Annotated in this window: 3 protein-coding genes and 1 pseudogene; 1 reads left to right on the forward strand and 3 read right to left on the reverse strand. The window is 70.2% G+C overall.

Going from position 1 to position 3,103, the window contains the following annotated elements; all coding sequences use genetic code 11:
* The 3 genes from ASG00_RS00205 to groES form a co-directional block, all read right to left on the reverse strand.
* On the reverse strand, nucleotides 1–825 hold an 825-nt coding region (locus ASG00_RS00205; protein WP_327037445.1), incomplete at its 3' end, for an ABC transporter substrate-binding protein.
* 217 nt (nucleotides 826–1,042) lie between these two features.
* The gene (gene rarD, locus ASG00_RS00210; RefSeq protein WP_056206035.1) at nucleotides 1,043–1,993 is read right to left on the reverse strand and encodes an EamA family transporter RarD; all 951 of its coding nucleotides are present in this window, start codon (nucleotides 1,991–1,993) and stop codon (nucleotides 1,043–1,045) included.
* A 154-nt stretch (nucleotides 1,994–2,147) separates the two neighbouring features.
* The gene (groES, locus tag ASG00_RS00215) at nucleotides 2,148–2,444 is read right to left on the reverse strand and encodes a co-chaperone GroES (RefSeq protein ID WP_045246613.1); all 297 of its coding nucleotides are present in this window, start codon (nucleotides 2,442–2,444) and stop codon (nucleotides 2,148–2,150) included.
* 163 nt (nucleotides 2,445–2,607) lie between these two features.
* On the opposite strand from groES, the pseudogene ASG00_RS15925 reads away from it, so the two are divergent.
* Nucleotides 2,608–3,103 (forward strand): annotated as a pseudogene (locus ASG00_RS15925) (SAM-dependent methyltransferase); the annotation flags it as partial.

The following is a 3,103-nucleotide window of genomic DNA, read 5'->3' on the forward strand; positions in this document are numbered from 1 at the left end:
CTTGAGCTCGGGGACGATCGACTTGGTCTCGTCGAAGGCGAGGATGGCGATCGCGTCGGGCTTGGCGGCCAGAACCGCCGAGACCTCCGACGAGAAGGTCGTCTGACCGGGAGCGAACTCCTGACCCTTGCCCTTGGCGCCGTAGACGATCGAGCCGCCCGCCTTGGTGACGGTGTCCTCGACGACGTCACGCAGGCCGGTGCCGTACGCGTCGTTGAAGACGAGGAAGCCGAGCTTCTGCACGCCGTCGCCGACGATCAGGTTGCCCAGCGCCGAGCCCTGCACGGTGTCCGGCGGTGCGGTGCGGAAGTAGTAGCTCGAGTAGCCGGACAGCGCCGTCGCGGTGTTCGCGGGCGAGAGCTGCACCTTGCACTTGGAGGTGATGGTGTCGACGAAGTTCAGCGTGACGCTGGACGACTCGGCACCGAGCACGACCTGCGCGTCGGAGCTGGCGATCTGGGCGGCCGAAGCGGTCGAGACGGAGAGGTCGCTCGACGCGCCCGAGTCGGTGATCGGGCCGACCTGGACAGGCTGGCCGAGCACGCCACCGGCGGCGTTGATGTCCTGCACGGCCAGGCCGTAGCCGGCCTCGGCGGGCGGGTTGAGGTACGCCAGCGAACCCGTCTGGGGCAGGATCGTCGCGATCTTCAGGGGGCCGGTGCTCGGGGTGCCCGGCTTGCACGCCGCAGCGGGGTCGGCGTGCGTGGAGGCCGAGGCGCTCGCGCTGGAGGTCGGCGTGCTCGAGCTCGAGCACCCCGCCAGCACGAGCGTCGCGGCACCCGCGAGGGCCGCAGCCGCCACGAGGGCCTTCTTGGGATGAACCATGGTGGCTCTGTCCTTTCGTGTGGGCGCGGCGCACGGGAGCCTCTCCCCCGCGTCCGCTTGCGCGAAAACGTATCCCCGTTGTGTCACGAACATGTTTCACTCATGAAGACGTGATCTTTCCGCGACGAAATCGTTATGAAAGGCGTGTGAGAGGCACGATCTCGTCGGTGAAGAGCCGCGGGGATGCGGCATCCGCTCGTCTGCGGTGTGCCGCCGTTCAGGTGAGCTCGGCGACGTCCGAGGCGCCGCGAGCGCGCCGCGAACGGCGCCCGGCGACGACGGAGTCGACCGAGAGCACGGCGAGCGCGAGCCACACGATGCCGAACCCGACCCAGCGCTGCGTCGTCATCTGCTCGCCCATGAGCAGCCACCCGGTGAGGAACTGCAGGATCGGCGCGATGAACTGCAGGAGGCCGACGAGAGTGAGGGTCGCACGACGGGTGCCGGCGGCGAACAGGAGCAGCGGCACGGCCGTGACGATGCCCGCCGAGACGAGGAGGAGGGTGTGACCGACGCCCGCCGTGCCGATCGTCAGACCCGACGTCGCGGACACGATCGCGAGCTCGACGACGGCGATCGGCACGAGCCAGAGCGACTCGAAGGTGAGTCCGCTGACGGCGTCGACGCTCGGGCCGATGCGCTTCTTCACGAGGCCGTAGACGCCGAAGGACAGCGCGAGCGTCACGGCGATCCAGGGGAACTCGCCGTAGCCGGCGACGATCACGCCGACGGCCACGACCGCCAGACCGATCGCCGCCCACTGCACCGGACGCAGCCGCTCGCGCAGCACGATGACGCCGAGCAGCACCGTCACGATCGGGTTGATGAAATAGCCCAGGCTCGTCTCGATGATGTGGTGGCTGAGGGTGCCGATCAGGAACACCTGCCAGTTCACGAAGATCAGCAGACCCGCGAGGGCGGTGAGGGCGAGCAGACGCGGCTGGCGGGCGATCGCGACGATGCGACCCCACGACCGCGTGACGAGGATGAGCAGCGCGCAGAAGACCAGCGAGAAGACGATGCGCCAGCCGACGACCTCCCACGCCGACGCCGGCGCGAGCGCCGCGAAGTACAGCGGCAGGAAGCCCCACATGAGGTAGGCCGCGGCCGCGTAGAGGCCGCCCACGGTGTTGCGGCGGGCGGCGTCGGCGGGGCTCTCGGGGGTCACCGATCCACCCTATTCCCGCCTCTCGGTGCCGGGAGCGGGGCAACCACGCGCAGGGCGCCAGGCTGCGCACGATTCCCGCCACGGTTCACCGCGCGTGCGGCGGGAACGACGAAGGGTCCGGATGCCGCGGCATCCGGACCCTTCGGAAAGTCGATCAGCGAACGACGACGGCGAGGACGTCGCGAGCCGAGAGCACGAGGTACTCGTCGGCGCCGAACTTGACCTCGGTGCCGCCGTACTTGCTGTAGATCACGCGGTCGCCGACGGCGACGTCGAGCGGGATGCGGTTGCCGTTGTCGTCGATGCGACCCGGGCCCACAGCCACGACCTGGCCCTCCTGGGGCTTCTCCTTGGCGGTGTCGGGGATGACGAGCCCGCTGGCCGTGGTCTGCTCGGCCTCGACCTGCTGGATGACGATGCGGTCCTCGAGCGGCTTGATGGAAACCGACACGGTGTACCTCTTTCTTGGACGGAAGACTCGTTAGCACCCACATACCGAGAGTGCTAACGCCAGTGTAGGCAAGTGCTGGCACTCATGCAACGCGAGTGCCAGAAGACGTCATACGCCGTCGCGCTCGTCGCGGGACGCTCCGGCCTAGGCTGGCGGGATGCGGATGGACCAGCTGCGCGCCGTGCTCACCCCCGAGGGGCTGCGCCGGCTCGACGAGCTGGGACCCCTCGCCACGACCGACGACACCGCCCGCGCGGTGAGTCGCCTGCGGACCGAGGGCCTCGACCCCGACACCGTGACCGCGCTCGTCTCGCAGGCGCACCTGCGCGCCCGGGGCGCCGCCAAGTTCGGCGAACTCGCCGCCGGCATGCTCTTCACCCGCGCGGGCCTGGAGCAGTCGACACGCCCGGTCGTCGCCGCCCGCCATGCCGCCCGATTCCGCGACGCCGGCATCGGGCGCGTCGCGGACCTCGGCTGCGGCATCGGCGGCGACAGCCTCGGCTTCGCCGGGCTCGGGATGTCGGTCCTCGCCGTCGACGCCGACGAGGTCACCGCCGCGGTCGCCGCGTACAACCTCGCCCCGTTCGGCGATGCCGTCGAGGTGCGTCACGCCCGCGCCGAAGACGTGGACCTCGGCGGCATGGACGCCGTGTGGCTCG

The sequence above is a fragment of the Microbacterium sp. Leaf351 genome, assembly GCF_001423825.1.
GTDB classification, from domain to species: Bacteria; Actinomycetota; Actinomycetes; order Actinomycetales; family Microbacteriaceae; genus Microbacterium; species Microbacterium ginsengisoli.